The 18,756-nt window shown below is 63.3% G+C and carries 13 protein-coding genes; 7 read left to right on the top strand and 6 right to left on the bottom strand.

Annotated elements, in window-relative coordinates; translation table 11 throughout:
• Positions 1-5 precede the first annotated feature (5 nt).
• Positions 6-821, bottom strand: a complete 816-nt coding sequence (gene murI, locus BGP00_RS24980) for a glutamate racemase (protein ID WP_292692350.1) — start codon at positions 819-821, stop codon at positions 6-8.
• 132 nt (positions 822-953) lie between these two features.
• Here murI and plsY point away from each other — a divergent pair, with 132 nt between their 5' ends.
• The 4 genes from plsY (at position 954) to BGP00_RS24960 (ending at position 7,309) form a co-directional block, all read left to right on the top strand.
• The gene (gene plsY, locus BGP00_RS24975; protein ID WP_168603931.1) at positions 954-1,571 is read left to right on the top strand and encodes a glycerol-3-phosphate 1-O-acyltransferase PlsY; all 618 of its coding nucleotides are present in this window, start codon (positions 954-956) and stop codon (positions 1,569-1,571) included.
• Positions 1,568-2,794: a DNA-processing protein DprA gene (gene dprA / locus BGP00_RS24970; protein WP_292692353.1), complete on the top strand. Its 1,227-nt coding sequence runs from the start codon at positions 1,568-1,570 to the stop codon at positions 2,792-2,794. The genes plsY and dprA overlap by 4 nt, the downstream gene beginning before the upstream one ends.
• Positions 2,795-3,096: 302 nt before the next feature.
• Positions 3,097-5,724, top strand: coding sequence for a type I DNA topoisomerase (gene topA, locus BGP00_RS24965; protein WP_292692355.1), 2,628 nt, complete (start codon positions 3,097-3,099; stop codon positions 5,722-5,724).
• A 196-nt stretch (positions 5,725-5,920) separates the two neighbouring features.
• Entirely contained in the window at positions 5,921-7,309 is a 1,389-nt protein-coding gene (locus tag BGP00_RS24960; protein ID WP_292692357.1) for a hypothetical protein, read from the top strand.
• Here BGP00_RS24960 and BGP00_RS24955 read toward each other — a convergent pair whose 3' ends face one another.
• The 5 genes from BGP00_RS24955 to lepB all read right to left on the bottom strand — a co-directional run bounded on the left by BGP00_RS24955 (position 7,310) and on the right by lepB (position 13,243).
• Positions 7,310-8,947: a hypothetical protein gene (locus BGP00_RS24955; RefSeq protein ID WP_292692359.1), complete on the bottom strand. Its 1,638-nt coding sequence runs from the start codon at positions 8,945-8,947 to the stop codon at positions 7,310-7,312.
• Positions 8,948-8,956: 9 nt separating this feature from the next.
• Positions 8,957-10,555: a glycosyltransferase family 39 protein gene (locus tag BGP00_RS24950; RefSeq protein WP_292692361.1), complete on the bottom strand. Its 1,599-nt coding sequence runs from the start codon at positions 10,553-10,555 to the stop codon at positions 8,957-8,959.
• Between the two features lie 200 nt (positions 10,556-10,755).
• Complete coding sequence (gene era / locus BGP00_RS24945; protein WP_292692363.1) at positions 10,756-11,670, bottom strand: GTPase Era; 915 nt, start codon at positions 11,668-11,670, stop codon at positions 10,756-10,758.
• The gene (rnc, locus tag BGP00_RS24940) at positions 11,667-12,398 is read right to left on the bottom strand and encodes a ribonuclease III (RefSeq protein WP_292692365.1); all 732 of its coding nucleotides are present in this window, start codon (positions 12,396-12,398) and stop codon (positions 11,667-11,669) included. Before rnc ends, era begins: the two co-directional genes overlap by 4 nt.
• Positions 12,395-13,243 (bottom strand): signal peptidase I, encoded by an 849-nt coding sequence (lepB, locus tag BGP00_RS24935; RefSeq protein ID WP_292692367.1) that lies wholly within the window; start codon positions 13,241-13,243, stop codon positions 12,395-12,397. Before lepB ends, rnc begins: the two co-directional genes overlap by 4 nt.
• Before the next feature lie 240 nt (positions 13,244-13,483).
• Between lepB and pgi the strand changes: the two genes are divergently transcribed.
• From pgi to gorA, 3 genes are all read left to right on the top strand, one after another.
• On the top strand, positions 13,484-15,013 hold the full coding sequence (pgi, locus tag BGP00_RS24930) for a glucose-6-phosphate isomerase (RefSeq protein WP_292692369.1): 1,530 nt from the start codon (positions 13,484-13,486) through the stop codon (positions 15,011-15,013).
• 157 nt (positions 15,014-15,170) lie between these two features.
• The gene (locus tag BGP00_RS24925) at positions 15,171-17,159 is read left to right on the top strand and encodes a prolyl oligopeptidase family serine peptidase (RefSeq protein ID WP_292692371.1); all 1,989 of its coding nucleotides are present in this window, start codon (positions 15,171-15,173) and stop codon (positions 17,157-17,159) included.
• A 90-nt stretch (positions 17,160-17,249) separates the two neighbouring features.
• The gene (gene gorA, locus BGP00_RS24920) at positions 17,250-18,596 is read left to right on the top strand and encodes a glutathione-disulfide reductase (RefSeq protein WP_292692373.1); all 1,347 of its coding nucleotides are present in this window, start codon (positions 17,250-17,252) and stop codon (positions 18,594-18,596) included.
• Positions 18,597-18,756: the final 160 nt, after the last annotated feature.

Raw genomic sequence — 18,756 nt, 5'->3', positions numbered from 1 at the left:
GGGGATCAGAACACGCCGATGCGCGTCAATCCGCGCTGGTTCAACGCAGGCTCCAGCCCGGCGATCCCATCCCCGCTGGTGAACAGGGCAAGGTCTTCGGCATTGCGTTTAAACTCCTGACCTTGCGTCAAAAAGGCGATGCGGCGCGCGATGCCGTCGGCCCCGTCGATAAAGCGCACGCCCGGACCAAATGCCTCGCCCAATTCCTGCGCCAACAGCGGGAAATGGGTGCAGGCCAGCACCACCGTGTCAATGCGATCTCCGTCCGGCTGATCGCGCAGGCCCGCAACCGCGCGCGCAATCAAACGGGAATCGACCGGCAAGTCTCGCAATTTTGCCTCCGCCGCCTCGACCAGTTCGGGCGCACCATGGCGCAAAAGGCGTTTACCGGCGGCAAATTCATGCTCCAGTCGATCCACATAGGCCTGACGGATCGTCGCCTGCGTGCCCAGCAGGCCGATCACGCCGGTCTGGGTCATGGCTGCGGCGGGCTTGATCGCGGGCACCGTGCCCACAATCGGCACCTCCAGCACTTCGCGCACGCTGGCCAGTGCGATCGTGCTGGCCGTATTGCAGGCGATGCAGACCAGGCGAGGGCGCAAACGCTCGGTCATCCGCCCCAGCAGGCCCGACACCCGCGCGGCGATCTGCGCCTCGGTTTTGGTGCCATAGGGCAGGCCCGCATTGTCGGCCACATAGATCACCGGAGCATCGGGCAAATGGCGGCGCAGCGCGTCCAGCACGGTCAATCCGCCGACGCCTGAATCGAAGAGCAGGATGGGGGCGGAAGGGGCGATCAGTTCGTCGGGAGTCGGGGCCATGTCAGCTCCTCTTTACGAGCGATTGCGGCAAAAAGGAAAGAGAAGGGGGTTCGACAAAATCGCCGCTGCGACTAAAGGAGGGGTGAACGCGCCCCTTGGTTAAAGCATGGGGCGCCAAAAAGGGTGAATGCAATGTCTTTGATGGTGGCCTCGGTGCTGGGTTATGCGCTGGGTTCGGTGCCTTTTGGCCTGCTGTTGACGCGGGCCTTTGGCGCGGGCGATCTGCGCTCGATCGGTTCGGGCAATATCGGGGCGACCAATGTGCTGCGCACCGGGCGTAAAGGTCTGGCGGCGGCCACGCTCCTGCTCGATGGCGGCAAGGGGGCGGCGGCGGTGCTGATCGCGGGCATGCTGCCAGCCGGGCAATTTGCCGATGGGGCCGCCGGGGCGACATGGCTGGCGCTGGCGGGCGGGGCCGGGGCGATGGTGGGCCATTGCTTCCCGGTGTGGTTGAAATTCAAAGGCGGCAAGGGCGTGGCCACCATGCTGGGCGTGGCGTTGGGGCTGGCATGGCCGGTCGGGCTGCTGTGCCTGCTGGCATGGGTGGGCATGTTCCGGCTCTCGCGCATTTCCAGCGTGGGCGGGATGAGCGCCGCGCTGGCCGCGCCGATTGGCGCATTGGCGCTGGGCCATACGGCGATGGTACCGGTGCTGGCCGCGCTGGCCGCGCTGGTGCTGTATCAGCATCGTGAGAATATCGCCCGCCTGCGCGCCGGAACCGAGCCGAAAGTGGGCGCGAAAAAGGGATGAGTGAAACGGGCGAGGAGGCGCAGTCCGGCACGGGCTTCACCCTGACGCGCGAGGAGGGGCTGGCGCGGATACGCCTGATCCGCTCGCCCAACATCGGGCCGGTGACCTTTGGACAATTGCTGCGCCGGTTTGGCGATGCGCGCCGGGCGCTCGACGCTTTGCCCGATCTGGCCGCGCGGGGCGACGGGCGCGCCAGCGGCAAGGGGCGTCAGCCCTATCGCGCGGTGGATCCCGGCGTGGTCGAGGCCGAGATCAAGGCCGTCCGCGCCGCCGGTGCGCGCTATATCTTTCATGATTCGCCCGATTATCCCCCCTTGCTGCGTCAGGTCGATTCGGCTCCGCCTTTGCTGATTGCGCGCGGGCGGGCGGATCTGTCGCGGGCCGCGCCGGTGGCCATGGTGGGCGCGCGCAATGCCAGCGCGGGGGCGATGCGGCTGGCGCGAGAAATCGCGGGCGGGCTGGCCGAGGCGGGCTATCCGGTGGTGTCGGGTCTGGCGCGCGGCATAGATGCGGCTGCGCATGAAGGTGCGCTAGCGGGTCGGGGAGAGGCTTACACCAACGCCGGCACGATTGCCGTCATCGCCGGGGGCATCGACATCGCGTATCCACCCGACCATGCCGCGCTGCAATCGCGCATTGCCGAGGAGGGCCTGCTCCTGACCGAGGCGCCGCCCGGCGTCGAGCCAACCCAGCGTCATTTCCCGGCGCGCAACCGCATCATCGCCGGGATCGCCGCGGGCACCGTGGTGGTCGAGGCCGCGCTCAAGTCCGGTTCGCTGATAACCGCGCGGCTGGCGGGCGATTACGGGCGCGAGGTGATGGCGGTTCCCGGCTCCCCGCTTGACCCGCGCAGCCATGGCTGCAACGAAATGATCCGCGACGGCGCCATCCTGATCCAGCGCGCCGAGGACATTATCGAGCTGATCGCCAGTTTCGACGGCGTGCCGCGTTCGCATTTTCATGAAGAGGATCACGGCCCGCTGGACGGCTTTGGCGGCGAGAGCCATTTTGAAAAGGCGCAGGAGGCGCCAGAAGACGCGGACGGCAGCACCGATGCCAATGACCGGATTGCCGCGCTGCTGGGCCTGGCCCCGGTGGGGGTGGACGAGATCGTGCGCCAGTCGGGCCTGAGCGCCGGGGGTGTGCAGATGGCGCTGATCGAACTGGAATTGGCCGGGGTGATCCAGCGCCATGCCGGGGGCCGGGTCAGCCGCATCCTGTGATCGGGGATTAAGTGGTCTCATCGCGCGCTCCGTAAAAGCGCGTGGATTTTCGGAGAGGGAGCCGCGCGGGTAAAGTTGTGATAGTTCCGAAACGAACCCGCCTGTGTCTTATGCCTGTCAAAATGCCATGGAAATGGAGGCGCCTCACGCCCTCTTGACGAAGGCCCACCGCTCCCGCCACCCTCGCGCGTATACGTGAGGCCCCGGCGGTCAAAGGGGCAACCGGGCTTCACAAGTCTTTCAATTGGGGGCATGGCCGGATCGTCGGCCCTGCGGCCATTGCAGATAGTACAAGAGAAACCATGCAGCTTGTTATTGTCGAATCCCCGGCCAAGGCGAAGACCATCGAGAAATATCTCGGCAAGGATTATCGGGTGCTGGCCAGCTATGGCCATGTGCGCGACCTGCCGCCCAAGGATGGATCGGTGCGGCCCGATGAAGATTTTGCGATGGATTGGGAACTGTATGGCGACAAACAGGCCCGCGTGCGCGAGATTGCCGACCTTGCCAAGCAGGCCGACCGACTGATCCTGGCGACTGACCCTGATCGCGAGGGCGAGGCGATTTCGTGGCATGTGAAGGAATTGCTGGCCAAGCGGCGGGCGCTGCCCAAGGAGGTTGAGCGCGTCACCTTCAACGCGATCACCAAGGATGCCGTGACCACGGCGATGAAGCACCCGCGTGAGCTGGATCAGGATCTGATCGATGCCTATCTGGCGCGGCGGGCGCTCGACTATCTGTTCGGCTTCACGCTCTCGCCGGTGCTGTGGCGTAAATTGCCGGGCGCGAAATCGGCGGGCCGCGTGCAGTCGGTGGCGCTGCGCCTGATCGTTCAGCGTGAGCGTGAGATCGAGGTCTTCAAGCCCGAGGAATATTGGCAGGTCATCGCGCGTATGATGCACGATGGTTCGCAATTCCCGGCGCGTCTGGTCAAGTTTGAAGGCAAGAAGCTGGAGAAGCTGAGCCTTGGCGATGCGGGCATTGCCGATCGCGCCAAGGCGGCGGTGGAGGCTGGCGCCTTCCGCGTGGAGGAGGTGGAGACGAAGCCCGTCCGCCGCAATCCCTATCCGCCTTTCACCACCTCGACGCTGCAACAGGAAGCGGCGCGCAAGCTGGGCTTTTCGGCCAGCCACACGATGCGCGTGGCCCAGACGCTGTATGAGGCGGGCGCGATCACCTATATGCGTACCGACGGCGTGCAGATGGACCCCAGCGCCATTTCCGCCGCCCGCCGCGAGATTACCGAGCGTTTTTCCGGCCATTACTGCCCCGAAAAGCCGCGCCATTATGAAACCAAGGCCAAGAACGCGCAGGAGGCCCACGAGGCCATCCGCCCGACCGAGTTCAGCCGCGACCATTACGGCAGCGGCGACGAGGCGCGCCTGTATGACCTGATCTGGAAGCGCGCTTTGGCCAGCCAGATGGCCTCCGCCGCGCTGGAGCGCACCACGGTGACGATGCGCGACGGCACCGGGAGCCATGAACTGCGCGCGACGGGTCAGGTGGTCAAGTTCCCCGGCTTCATGGCGGTCTATGACGAAAGCCGCGACAACAAGACCGATGATGATGACGATGCGAACCTGCTGCCCCTGATGAACAAGGGCGACATGCCCATGAAGCAGGGCGTGGAGGCCACCCAGCATTTCACCCAGCCGCCGCCGCGCTATTCCGAAGCCTCGCTGGTCAAGCGTCTGGAGGAACTGGGCATCGGGCGCCCCTCGACCTATGCGGCCACGCTTCAGGTCTTGAAGGACCGCGCCTATGTGCGCACCGAGAAAAATCGCTTCTTTGCCGAGGAAACGGGCCGTCTGCTGACCTCCTTCCTCGAACGTTTCTTTGACCGCTATGTCGCCTATGACTTCACGGCGGGCATGGAGGACGAACTGGACGATGTTTCGGGCGGGCGGGCGCAATGGCGCGCGGTGCTCGAAGCCTTCTGGAAGGATTTCAAGCCCAAGTCCGACGAGGTGATGGAGAAGAAGCCCTCGGAAGTGACCGAGGCGCTGGATGAATTCCTCTCCGATTACCTCTTCCCCCCGCGTGAGGATGGGACCGACCCGCGCAAATGCCCGCAATGCGAGGCGGGGCGTTTGTCCCTGCGCGGCGGCAAGTATGGCGCATTTGTTGCCTGCTCAAACTATCCGGAATGCAAATTCACCCGCAAATTCGCCCAGCCCGGCGGCAGCGCCGATGCGGGCGAGGAAGGCGAACTGGGCAAGCACCCGGAGACCGGCGAACCCATCATGCGCAAGGCGGGTCGCTTTGGCCCCTATATCCAGATGGGCGAGGGCGACACGCGCAAGATGGCCTCGATCCCCAAGGATATCGGCGAGATGACGCTGGATTGGGCGGTCAAGCTGCTGTCCTTGCCGCGCACCATCGGGCCGCATCCCGAAACGGGCGAACCGATCACCGCCAGCATTGGCCGCTATGGTCCCTATCTGGCGCATAGCGGCAAATATGCCCGGTTGCGCAGCACGTCCGAGGTGTTTGAAACGGGCATGAACCTTGCCGTGACCAAGCTGGCCGAGGCGGCGGCGGGCGGCGGGCGCAGCCGCAATGCCCCTGCCGAGCCGCTCAAGGTGTTTGGCGCCCATCCCACCACCGGGGGCGAGATCAAGCTGCTGGCGGGCCGTTACGGCGCCTATGTCACCGATGGCACGACCAATGCCACGCTGCCCAAGGCGGTCGAGCAGGACAAGCTGACGCTGGAACAGGCGATCGCGCTGATCGACGAAAAGGCGGCCAAGGGGCCGAGCACCAAGGGCAAGAAGAAGGCGCCCGCGAAAAAGGCAGCGCCCAAGAAGGCCGCCCCGAAAAAGGAAGCGGCCAAGAAGGACGATGGCGAAGCGGCAGCCAAGAAACCTGCCGCCAAGAAACCGGCGGCGAAAAAGGCTCCTGCGAAAAAGGCCGCTGCCGCAAAGGGGTGATTTTGGTGGTCCCAAAACCCGATCCTCGCGCAACCCGCTTCGCTTCGAAGCGGGTTGTGTTCTATCCGGGGCAGGCGCCCCATTAATGCCTTTGGGCCTGCCCCGGGCGGGCGATTTTGCTTTCATTCCCACTGGCCTGTGCCATGACGGGCCGGTGGGGAAGGCATGAATCATTTGTCCGGGACATATTATTTTGATGGGCTATTCGCTTTGGCTTAAGCGGCCGCTTGCACGACTCAATCAGCTTGTTTTCGATTACCGCCTTTACCAGCCCACCCGAGCCTTTGCCGCGCTGATCGCGATCATGGCGGTTCGGGCGCTTGTCGATGATATTTATCATGCCTTTGGCGGTCCGGGCCGGTGGAGCATGTTTTTTGACCCGGCCGATCTGTTCGCCGATTTCGCCAAGGTGGCCACCGCTTACAAATTCGCCTTCACGGATGTCATGGCCAAGGGGCAATACAGCTATTGGCCGCAACTGTTTCAGGATTATCTGTTGAACAATCTCGGCGCGGCGGACGATTCGCTGCGCAATATCAACGATCCGCATTCCCATACGATCACGACTTTGCATATCCCGCCGCTGACGGTGATCATCTTTGTGCTGGGGGCCATGACGATGGCATCGGCCGGGCCGATGGCGGCGGTTTTGGGGTTCATGGTCGCGTATATGGCGCTTGGCGTGGCGGTGATGCGGATATTTGCCCATCTGTGCGATGCGCCCAGACCGGTCATGTGGTTTTGCGGTTTTGCGCTTTGCCTGTCCTATCCTGCCATCTGGATGCTGACCCGCGAGAATGTCGCGGGTTTTGCGATGCTTCTGGTGTTCTTCTATCTGTTGACACTGTGGGCGGACCGGTGGCGCTGGATGGGATGGATCGCGCTGGGGCTGGCCTTGAACCTGCGGCCCGAACCGGCTGTTCTGGTCCTGCTGGAGCTACAGGGCGAGGCGCCGGTCGGGCGCAAGCTGGTTCGGATGATTGCGCCCGGATTGGCCGCAGTGGGGATCGCGGCGCTCAGCCTGCAGGTCATCCACGCGCTCTATCCGGTCTATACGGTCGAGCATTTTTTCAAGGGTCTGGCGATTTACCACCGTGTCTATGCGCAGGGCAGCATGGGCAATGACTGGAACGTGTCCTTGCAGTTCCTGCCCCGATTGCTGGGCAAGGCGCTGGGCATGGGGCCGGGATGGGATGAGATCACCGGCAAGATCTTTTGGGCCGGCGGCGTCGCCGCGCTGGTGCTGGGCGCGCGCAAGGCCGCAAGGCGAGGGATGGATCGCCATGAATGGCTGTTTTTCCTGACCGCCTTGCCGCTGCTGACCTTGCCGGTGATGGCCTATTATCACCTGCTGCGGATCGTGCCCCTGCTGGTTTTCCTGATGCTGGATCTGTCGCAGCGCCCGCCCCGGCCGGGGGATAGCCGTCTGACGCTGCTTGGTCTTGTCGGGCTGGTCGTGTCGCCTTTGGGCACGAATGACACGCATGGCCCGATCGTGGCGCTGGTGCTGCTGGTTGGTTGCCTGTTCGTCATGGGCCGGGCGGGCCTTGTCGGGGCCGAGGGGCAGGTGCGCCCGAACGGATAGTCAGAACATGGCGCGCGACAGGCAGCAGACCTCGCCCGACGCCCGCGCATGTCGGCGCGTGGCCGGGTCGAGAAAACGGCAATGGACCACCGCGCCATCCATGCCCTGACTTTTCAGATAGGCCAGAGGATCGGTGACCGCGCCGCGCCATTGGGGGTCGAGCACCGAAAGGTGATGATCGGGCAGGCGCGACTGCATGAAGGCGAAATAGGTGGCGTCATCGATCAGCAGCCGTTGCCGATGATTGTCGGGATCGATCCCGCAGAGCGCGGCAGCCTTGCGGATCGTCGCTCTGGCCCGGTCATAGTGGAAAACGGGGACGGAAAGCGGCTGCTCGACCAGATAGCCGCTGGCCCGCGTGGCCCGAACCAGCGAAGGGCCATAGATCGCGCCCACCATCACCACGCTGAGCAGCATGGCGATGCCGGTGACGGCGGCCATGGTCTGCAGGCGCGGCGTCACGCCCGGCGCCCCGTTCGGCCCCCTGCTTGGCCCGGCGCAAAGCGCGCAGGCAAAGGACATCGCCAACAGCGGCAGGACGAAGGCGGCCTCATAGCAATTGCGCACCATCTGCACCGAGGCATAGGCCGATGCGATGCCGAACAGCAGCAGCGCAAACACGACCCGCAGATCAAGCATCGCCCGCATCCCGCCCGCCCGGAATGTCCGCCACAGCGCCCCGCCGGCCAGCAGAAAGGCGATGAACCACAAGGCGATCATCGCGGCCGACCACGCGATCTGCTCCGGTTTCGTCACGAGGTGATAGGGCAGCCAATGCGACATGGGCGTCACATCGGGCGCGGCCAGCGTGACATAGGCGGGCAGATTGTCATTGGCCAATGCGCGCAGCGCCAGTTTCACGACGCTGCCCTCATAATGCAGGCTTTGTTGGGCGTGCTGTGCGGCCAGCATGCCATCGGCCGGGCATGACAGCCGGGCGAACCAATATTGGGCCGAGGCATCAGCCAGCCCCAGCAGGGCCGCCGCGCAGAGCAGGCGCCAGAGGGCAGGGCTGCGCTGCGGCGCGATACAGGCAAGGAACAGCGGGACCAGCACCAGCGCCTTGAAATGATAGGACAGCGCGATCCCGGACAGCAGGATGATCGCCGCCGGACGCCACCATGACATACGCTGGCGCCCATCCCATGCCACCAGCATCGCGGCCAGCGCGGCCAGCAGGATCGGCTGTTCAGGGCGGCTCCACACCAGTTGCAGCGGAAGCGTACCGAGCCCCAGCAGGCCCAGCGCGATGACGACCACCGCGCGATGCTGCGCCGCGCCGGCCGCCATGCGCCGGATCAGGGCAAGGAACAGCCCCGTCCAGCCCAGCGCATAAAGCACGCCCGAGAAACGCACCCAGAAGGGATCGGGAAAGCCCGTGTTGAAAAACGCCGAATACCACCGCACCGGCCACATGAACCACAGCGGCCGGGCCAGCGTGGATGGCCCGCATTGCTCGGAATAGAGCTTGTCCACGCCGTCCAGCCAGCCCCGCTCCTGCAGCCGCCAGCCTATCTCATCGCTGTACACCGGCGTCAGTATGGCCAGCAGAAGGGCCAGAACAAAGACGCCGATGATCAGTCGCGCAAAACGGGGCGAGCCCATCAGGCTGCGCAGGCTAAAGGCAGAGAGGGCCATGCAGAATTGTTACTGTGCCGGTGTCGCCGTAGCGTTTTTCAGCACGAACAATTGATAATGGCGGCTGCCGATGAAGGGATCGGCGAATTTGCGGTAATGCTCTTTCAGGCCATCCATCAGGATTTGGCGCGACTGCCAGTTGACCGGCTTGGAAAAGGGCGTCTCCAGCATCACCACCACCTGCGGACGCCGGGCCAGAACCGCCCGCATCTCGCTGTTGGCATCGACCCCCAGCGCCCGCTGCTCGGTCAGATTGTTGAGGTGATTGGGAAAGACATAGCGCGTGACAAAGCAGGCGTTGGTCATGTGATAGAGGATGGGGTCACCCTCGTTGATATAGACACAACCTTGCCCGGTGGGCGTTGCGGCCGCGTTGCGGATCATGTCGGCGGCCAGTTCGATCTCTTCGGTCGTGCCATGATGGCGCGTGTTGTAGATCGTCACCACGGCCGCCGCGATCATGCCGATGCCCAGCATGAAATGCGTGTACCAGCGGAACGGTCGTCCACGCCCCAACGCGGGCGCGGCCAGCGCCATCAGCGGCACCAGCAGCGGCGCGACATAATGGTCATACCATGTGCCAAACAGCAGGAACCCGGCCACCGCCACAGCTGCCCAGATGCGCAGGAAACCTTGCGCCGGACGCGCGGCATAGCGCATCGGCGGCATCTGGCGCGGGGCGAGAAAGAGTGCTGCCCAGACCGGCAGCAGCGCCAGCGTTTCCTTGAACAGCCGGAACAGCGAACCGTCGAATTCCTCATGGCGGTCAAAGATCGAGAGGAAATTGGCCTGGGCAAAAGCCATGCCATGGCCCATCGCGATATAGGCACCCCACGCCGCCAGCGTCGGCACCAGCGCCACGCCCGCCCAGCCGGTGGCCGCTGCCAGAATGCGCCCATGCGACCAGCCCAGCGCCTGCGCACGGGCCATCAGCATCAGGCCAAAGGCGATGCCTTCGAACACGACCGTATATTTGATCTGAAGCGAGACGCCGACCACCGCCATGATCGCCAGACCATGGAGAAACAGCCGCCGGTCGGTCTTGGCCGTCCATACGACCATCATGCCAAGGCCCGCCAGAGCCATCAGCAGATTGTAGAAAACCGGCGCCTGTCCGCCAAAGCAGAAGAAGGCGGAGAGGAACAGTTGATAGGCCACGCCCGCCCACCACGCCCCCATCGGCGAGGCGATCTCGCGCGCCATACGATAGATCACCAGCGACGTGCCCGCCACGCAGGCCAGCGCCACCAGTTGATATTGCAGGATCCCGTCGCCCCCCAGCAACCGGATCGCACCATAGAGCAGGAACAGCCCGATCGGCTTGCGATCCCAAATGTCCACAAAGGGCACCGCGCCATGCAGCATGCGGTCGCCCACCAGCAGATAGAACTGCTCGTCTGCATGGATAATCGGATAGCCCAGCGTAGCGCCGCGCAGCAGAAGCCCCACCGCCAGATAGGCGAAGCCCATCAGCAGCAGATTGACCCCGCGCACCGCGCCCAGCCCAGCCTTTTCGCCCACGCCCGACAGGGGCTGGCCGGCTTTGGGAGCTTCCGCCTTGGCTGCACCCCGCAACCGCGCCGGAAGTTCTGCGATATATTCGACCATCAAACACTCCGTCCGTCTGATCGCCCTTGCAAACCGCGACAGACCCCCATCTGCATTGCGGCCAGGCCATCAACCCCCGATGCCCAGATTTGCTTCTGTGCTGTTACTTCATGGTATCGAACCAAACCGTCTTGTCGCAGTTTTCATCCGATTTGCCATATTCTTTGTATGTCTGTCCCACAAAAGATCGGAAGGGTGTCTCAGCGCACCCATTCCAGTCCGATTTCCTCGTAAATCTCGCGCGCATCGGCCCAATTCTCGTCAACCTTGACGTGCAGGAACAGATGCACCTTGACCCCCAGCAGCTCGGCCAGCTCGGTCCGCGCGGCCTCGCCGATCGCTTTCAGCCGCGCCCCGCGCTTGCCCAGCACGATCGGCTTCTGGCTTTCGCGGGCGATGACGATCTGCTGGCGGATCTCGACGTTGCCATCCTTGCGGTGGGTATAGCTTTCGGGGCGCACTGTGCTGTCATAGGGCAACTCGTCATGGAGCTGGCGATAAAGCTGTTCGCGGGTGATTTCGCAGGCCATCAGCCGCTCCGAGGCGTCCGACACCTGATCTTCCGGGAAATTCCAGGGGCCTTCGGGCATCAGATCTGCCAGACGCGCCTTCAACTGCGCCACGCCGTCGCCGGTCGAGGCGGAGATGAAGAACACCTCGGCGAAATCGACCGCCTGCGTCAGTTCCTGCGCCAGAACCAGCAAAGGCTCCTTGGGGCACAGATCGACCTTGTTGAGCGCCAGCAGCTTGCGCTCGGGGCGGGCTTTCAGCGATTCGAGGATTTCCTCCAGCCCCTGCCGGTTCTTCTTGGCGGCATCGACCACCAGCAGGATGGCGTCGGCTTCGCTGGCGCCTTCCCATGCGGCGGCCACCATCGCGCGGTCCAGACGGCGGCGCGGGGCGAAAATGCCCGGCGTGTCGGCAAGGATGATCTGGGCATTATGCTTGGCCGACTGTTCCAGCGCGATGCCCATCAGGCGGGCGCGGGTGGTCTGCGCCTTTTGCGAGACAATCGCCACCTTTTGCCCGACCAGCGCGTTGACCAGCGTGGACTTGCCCGCATTGGGGGCGCCCAGCACGGCCACCAGGCCGCAAGATTCTGCGATTTCACTCATCCAAATTGCCTTAAAAATGCGGCGGCCGCCTGGGTTTCGGCCTCCTGTTTGCTGTTGGCCACGGCCTCGACCTCGCCCACACCCTTGACCGCCACGGCGACGGTAAAGCGGGCGGCATGATCGGGGCCTGAACGATCGACCAGTCGATATTCGGGCGGCTTGCGGCGATTGCCGGCGGCCCATTCCTGAAGCGCGGATTTGGGATGCTTGGCCTGCCCCGCCCGTCCGCCGACCTCTTCGGCCCAAAGGCTGCGGATCATGGCGCGAGTGGGTTCAAAGCCGCGCGTGACAAAGGAGGCGCCGATCAGCGCTTCCATCACGTCGCCCAGGATATTCTCGCTGTCCGACCCGCCATCGTCGCGCGCCTGTTTGCCAAGGCGGATATGTTCGCCAAGGCCGATCCCGCGCGCAATGGTGGCGCACATCTGGCGGCTGACCAGCACGTTCAATCGCTGCGAAAGGCGACCCTCGGCCGCGCCCTCGCTTTGATACAGCCATTCGGCAATCGTCAGGCCCAGCACCCGGTCGCCCAGAAATTCGAGCCGCTGATAGTCCTCGAGCCCTTTGCCGCGCGCGCCGTTCTGGGCCGAAAAACTGCCGTGGGTCAGTGCGGCGGTCCATTCGGGCGCGCCATCGGGATCAACGCCAATCACGCGGGTCAGAAATTCCCGCGTGGCCTCAGGAAGCGCCGGATTGTTGACAGGCTTTGTCGTAAGCGTCTTGCTCAAAAGGTGCCCCCGATCCGGTTCCAGCGCGCGGCGGTCAGCCAAGTCCAGGGCTTGTACCACGAAACCGATCCGTCGGTCGACCACATCACGATGGTGGCGCGGCCCACCAAATTGCCCTGGGGCACATAGCCGATGCCGCCCACCTCGACGGGGAAACGGCTGTCCTGCGAATTGTCGCGGTCATCGCCCATAAGGAACAGCGCGCCTTCGGGCACGATATAGGGCATTGTATTGTCCTGCGGCGTGGTTTCCATATCGAGCACGTTATACGACTTGCCCGGTTTCCCGTTATCGGCGGGCAGGGTCTCGCGATATTGCGGATAGTGGCAGATGGTCTTGCCATCCTTCACCGTCTCGTAATTCACGCTCATGCCATAGCGCGGCTGATAGCAGGAGGTGTTGGGCGAGACGGCGATCTCGAAATCCTCGATCTTTTGCTTGGGCACGGCATTGCCGTTGATGTAGAGGACGCCGCCCTTCATCTGGATCGTATCGCCCGGCAGGCCGATCACGCGCTTGATCCAGTCATCCTGATTGGTCGGCGGAGCCTTGAAGATCACCACATCGCCGCGCTTGGGCTGGGTGGCCAGAATGCGGCCCGGGATCAGCGGCAGGCTGAAGGGCATCGAATAGCGCGAATAGCCATAGGGCCATTTGGCGGCCAGCAAATAGTCGCCATTGACCAGACGCGGCAGCATCGATTCGCTGGGGATGTTAAAGGGTGAAAAGATGAAGCTGCGGAACACAGCAACGATCACCACCAACTTGATAAGGAAAACGAAAAAGTTCTCCTCCTGTTTTTCCGGTTTGGTGCCGGGCTTGGTGGCGGGTTCGGCTTGGCTCATCTTTGCTCATCCTTGAATCTGGCCGTGCTGCCATGTTGGCCAAGAAGCGCTGCGTCAAGCCATGGTTTGGCTGAGCAGGGGATGAACCGTGCATGTTTGGACCATCCTTGCGTCACAAAACGTATTCAGCGGGGCGATAAAAGGAAAAATGCTGCGCCGCACCCTTGGCCAATCCTTGCGCAAAGGGCATAGGTTCGGGCCAATTATTGATCGCATCTGCAAGACGGGAGTGAAGCGAACGTGTCCACCAACCAATCGGTCAAGGCTGCATGGGACCATCTGGCGGGCCTGCCTCGCCCCACGCTGGCGGAATTGTTCGCCGGCGATGCCGATCGTCTGAGCAAGCTGTCCACCCGTTTCGAGCTGGGCGAAGGACTGGGGGGCATCCGCTTCGACTGGTCCAAGATGCATCTGGATGACGCGCATATCGCCGGGTTCGAAGCCTTGGCTGCGGCGCAGGATTTCGATGGCCGCCGCGCGCAATTGTTCGGCGGCGAAAAGATCAACAACACCGAAGGCCGCGCCGCCGAACACACCGCCCAGCGCGGCGTGGGCAAGGACACCAGCGTCGAGGAGGCCCAGGCCCTGCATCAGCGCATGGCCTCGCTGGTGGGCGCGATCCACGAAGGCGCGCTGGGCGAGGTCAGGCATCTGATCCATATCGGCATCGGCGGCAGCGCGCTCGGCCCGGCGCTGGCGATCGATGCGCTGACCCGCGACGGCTGCGTGGTGCAGGTGCATGTGGTGGCCAATATTGACGGCTGCGCGCTGGAGGCCGCCTTTGCCAAGGCCGACCCGGCCACGACGCTGGTCGCGGTGGCGTCCAAGACCTTCACCACCATCGAGACGATGACCAACGCCAGGTCGGCTCTGAACTGGCTGAAGGAAAATGGTGTTGATGATCCCTATGGCCGCGTGATCGCGCTGACCGCCGCGCCGGAAAAGGCGGTGGAATGGGGCGTGGATGAAACCCGCATCCTGCCTTTCCCCGAAAGCGTGGGCGGACGTTATTCGCTGTGGTCGTCCATCGGCTTCCCGGTCGCGCTGGCGCTGGGTTTTGAGGAATTTGCCGAATTCCTCGGGGGCGCCGCGGCCATCGACGAACATTTCGCCAATACTTCGGGTGCGGACAATCTGCCCCTGCGCGCGGCCTTTGCCGATCAGCTCTACACCCGCCTGCGCGGTTGCCAGACACGCGCCTGCTTTGCCTATGACGAGCGCCTCGCGCTGCTGCCCGACTATCTGCAACAGCTCGAAATGGAATCGAACGGCAAGAGCGTGACCTTTGACGGCGCGCCGCTTGATGGCCCTTCGGCGCCGATTACCTGGGGCGGCGTGGGCACCGATGCGCAGCATGCCGTGTTCCAGCTTCTGCATCAGGGCACCATCGTGGTGCCGGTCGATTTCATCGCCAGCATCGCGCCGGGCGACCAGCTTGACCCGGCCCATCACCGCATCCTGCTGATGAACTGCTTTGCGCAGGGCGCCGCACTGATGGCGGGCAAGGATTCGGCGGATAAATCGCGCTCCTATCCGGGCAACCGCCCCTCGGCCACGATCCTGATCGACGATCTTTCGCCTGCCAGCCTTGGCGCGCTGATCGCGTTCCATGAACATCGCACCTTTGCCAATGCGGTGCTGATGGGCATCAACCCGTTTGACCAGTTCGGCGTGGAACTGGGCAAGCAGATCGCCAATGCCATCGACAAGGGCGAGGCCCAGTTCGACGCCAGCACCACCGCGCTGCTGGCCGAGGCGGGCCTGGCCTGAGCCACTCGACCAAGGTAAAAATGGACGGAATCGCGCTGTTTCTGCAAAGAAATAGCGCGATTTTTGTTTAAAAATTCATTGAGTTCCAGAATTGACTGTGCCTATTCTCCCAACGGGCAATATATTCGATAGGCGAAATACGGTTTACGGGGGCTTGATGATCGCGAAGCAGTTTGGCCGGGCGTACAGCAGCATGCTGGCGCTGACGGCGGCGTTTGGATTGGGGTTTGGCGGACAAGCTCTGGCGCAAGGGGCAACGGCCGCACCAGCGCCGGCGGTTGAGGCGCCACACCGGCTCGAGGCTGCCGATTTCGCCGTGCTGCCCTTCGTGGGCGAGCCGACGCTTTCGCCCAATGGGGAATGGATGGGCGGGCTTTTTGCCATTGGCGGGCAAAAGCGGATCTGCGCCGTTGGTCTGTTTGCCGGGCAGGCTGCGCCCGCCTGCATCGGCATTCCCGATCTGACCGAGGCCCATGGGCTGGAGTGGGTCAACAATGACAATCTGCTGATCCATCTGACCGTGCTGCAGCCGGTGGAGGGCGAAAGATTCTATGTCAGCCGTCTGATCAATTTCAACCGGGTGACGCGCAAGATCACCAAGCTGTTCTGGGACAGCAAGGGGCAGTCGGCCGACCGGGTCCTGTGGACCGCCAGTGACGGCACGCCGACCGCCTTGATTGCGGGGCAGAATTCGATCTACATGAGCCCTGAATTCTGGCCCAGCATCTATCGTTTCAACGTCGAAACCGGTAGCCGGATGATGGTCCAGCAAGGGCGCGAGGATGTCATGCGCTGGTTCACCGATGGTGATGGCGTGGTGCGCATCGGTTATGGCTATGACGATCAGAGCCGCAAGTCGCGGATGATGTATCGCAATGGCGCCAATGAACCCTTTCGTGTGGTGGATCGCGCGGACGGGCGCAAGCGCGAGGATCTGATCTCGGTGGTCGGTTTTGGCGCCACGCCCGGCAGCGCGCTGATAATTCATGAGGACAAGGACAAGCATTCCGCCTTGTTCGAGGTGGATGTGGCCACGCAAAAAGATCTGCGCACCGTGTGGACCGCGCCTGAGGGAAGCTGGGTCGAGGGCACATGGACCGATCCGGACCGCAAGACGCTGTTGGGCGTGCGTCTGGGCGGCAAGGATGAGAAGCGGATCTGGCTGGACCCGACGCTGGCCGAAACGCAGGCCGCCTTTGCCAAGGCGGTGCCCGACCGGCGTGTGGGGATTGTCGATATCAACCGCGACCACACCCGCATGCTGGTGCGGATCGATGCTCCCGATGCGCCGGGCGCGATCTATTTCTATGACACCAACGAAGGCGTGCTGCACCGCATCGCCTTCCTGTCCGACCGGCTGAAGGGGCAGGCGCTCAACCCGGTGAAAATGGTGCATTACAAGGCGCGCGACGGGCTGGAGATCGAGGCGGTCCTGACCCTGCCCAAAGGCAAAGTGGCGAAGAACCTGCCCTTTGTGGTGATGCCCCATGGCGGGCCTTGGGCGCATGATACGCTGGACTATGATTATTGGGCGCAATTCGTGGCTCAGCTTGGCTATGGTGTGATCCAGCCAAATTTTCGCGGCTCGGATGGCTATGGTGAGGAATTCGAGCGCAAGGGCGAAGGGCAGATGGGCCTGGCCATGCAGGATGACCTCAATGACGCGCTGGGCTGGGCGGTGAAGGAGGGCATCGCCGATGGCAAGCGGGCCTGTCTGGTGGGGGCCTCCTATGGGGGCTATGCCACGATGTGGGGGCTGGCGCGCGATGCGGATGTGTGGCGCTGCGGCATCTCGATTTCGGGCGTGGCCAGCGTCCGGCGCGAGGTCAACGATATGGGCAATTCGCTCTACGGCAATAGCAATCAGGATGCATGGAAACGGATGACGCCTGATTTTGCAGCTGTTTCGCCCATCAATGCGGTGGACCGGATCAAGGCGCCGCTGATGCTGATCCATGGCAAGATGGATGTGACGGTAGATCATAGCCAGTCGGTGTCGATGGCGGCAAAGATGCGCGCGGCGGGCAAGCCGGTGGAATTCCTGTCCCTGCCCAAGGCCGACCATTATTTCACGCGCGAGGCCGATCGACTGGAATTGCTGAATGCGATTGAAGGATTCCTAAAAAAGAACAATCCCGCGGATTAATATTGTCAGTGTTGCATACTATCTATTGGCAAAGCCTTGTTCTGGCCCCATATCGGCGCGCAATGACATGTCCCCCGGTGGAGTTTGAAAATGGCCGAATTTGACTACGACCTGTTTGTGATTGGCGCCGGGTCGGGGGGCGTCCGGGCAAGCAGGATCGCGGCCGGTCATGGTGCGCGCGTGGCCGTGGCCGAAGAATTCCGCGTCGGGGGCACCTGCGTGATCCGGGGCTGCGTGCCCAAGAAACTGCTGGTTTACGCCAGCCAGTTTGCCGAGGAACTGCACGATACGGCCAAGCTGGGCTGGACGCTGCGCGAGAAGAGCTTCGACTGGGCGGCGCTGCGCGATTTCGTGGCCAGCGATGTCGACCGGCTGGAGCGGGCCTACACCTCCACGCTGGACAATAACAAGGTCGAGCATTTCCACGAGCGCGCCACCATCGCCGGGCCGAACACGGTGCGGCTGGCATCGGGGCGTGAGATCAGCGCGAAATACATTCTGGTGGCCGTGGGCGCATGGCCGGTGATGCCCGAATTTCCGGGCAACGAACATGCGATCACCAGCAATGAAGTGTTCCATCTGGAGAGCTTCCCCAAGCGTGTGGTGATTCAGGGTGCGGGTTATATCGCGCTGGAATTTGCGGGCATCTTCAATGCTCTGGGCGCGCACGTCACGGTGGTGAACCGGTCGGACAAGATCCTGCGCAGCTATGATTCGAGCCTGACCGACCGCCTGCTGACGATGATGCGCGCGCGCGGGGTTGAGTTCCGCTTTGACGCGCCGATTGAGAGCATCATCAAGCAATCCGATGGCTCGCTCTGCGTCAATACCAAGGGTTTCCTGCCTATCGAGGCCGACGCCGTGCTGGTGGCCACCGGGCGCAAGCCCAAGACGCCGGGGCTGGGGCTGGAAAACGCCGGGGTCGAATTGGGCGCAAATGGGCAGATCCCGGTGGATGAATATAGTGCCACCTCCTGCCCCTCGATCTATGCCGTGGGCGATGTGACCGACCGGGTGCAATTGACCCCCGTGGCCATCCGCGAGGGCCATGCCTTTGCCGACACCGTATTCGGCGGCAAACCCCGCACCATCGCCTATGACCATATCCCCAGCGCCGTGTTCAGCCAGCCCCCTCTGGCAGGCGTGGGCCTGACCGAGGCGGCGGCGCGCGCGGCGGGGCATGAGATCAAGATCTTCACCAGCGATTTTCGTCCGATGAAAAACATGTTCCACACGCGCGCCGAGCGGGGGTTTTACAAGCTGATCGTGGATGCGGCGACCGACAAGGTGTTGGGCGTCCACATGATCGGGCCGGATGCGCCCGAGATTTTGCAGGCCGTCGCCATCGCGGTGAAGGCTGGCCTTACCAAGGCGGATTTCGACGATACGGTGGCGCTGCATCCCTCGATGGCCGAGGAATTGGTGTTGATGCGGTAAGAAGGTTTGAAGGGATTATCACGAGGGGCTGGCCCCTCGTGGCTCCCCGATACTGTGTTTGTTGCGCCATGGGTTCGGCCTTGCGCAATGTCGCACCGCCGGAGGCTATTAAATGCCTGCGGCGCTTCCATTTGGCGCTCACGGAAAGGTAGTGCGCGAC

It is taken from the genome of Novosphingobium sp. 63-713 (assembly GCF_001898925.1).
Lineage (GTDB): Bacteria > Pseudomonadota > Alphaproteobacteria > Sphingomonadales > Sphingomonadaceae > Novosphingobium.
Note: the sequence above shows the minus strand (reverse complement) of the source record. Positions and strands in the feature narration are given on the sequence as shown.